Origin of the sequence: Staphylococcus schweitzeri (assembly GCF_002902405.1) — a bacterium.
In the GTDB taxonomy this organism is placed as follows: Bacteria; Bacillota; Bacilli; order Staphylococcales; family Staphylococcaceae; genus Staphylococcus; species Staphylococcus schweitzeri.
In genome coordinates this window covers 1-220 of record NZ_PPQS01000041.1, presented here as the reverse complement: position 1 = coordinate 220, position 220 = coordinate 1, and the positions used below count along the sequence as shown (strand labels likewise).

General features: G+C 28.6%; 1 protein-coding gene. It reads left to right on the top strand.

Annotated elements, in window-relative coordinates:
- The coding region (locus CD116_RS09255) for a CDP-glycerol glycerophosphotransferase family protein (RefSeq protein WP_206168529.1) at positions 1–220 on the top strand (220 nt) is incomplete at both ends.

The window sequence follows — 220 nt, the reverse complement described above, 5'->3', positions numbered from 1 at the left end:
CTGTGAGAAAAATAACGCGGTTGTATTATTTAAAATGCATCCGTTTGTAAAAAACAGATTGAATATTTCACGTGCACATCGTAAATACTTTGTAGACGTCTCAGATTATCGAGAAGTTAATGATATACTCTTTGTCACAGATTTATTGATTAGTGATTATTCATCATTAATATATGAATATGCAGTATTTAAAAAGCCAATGATTTTCTATGCATTTGAT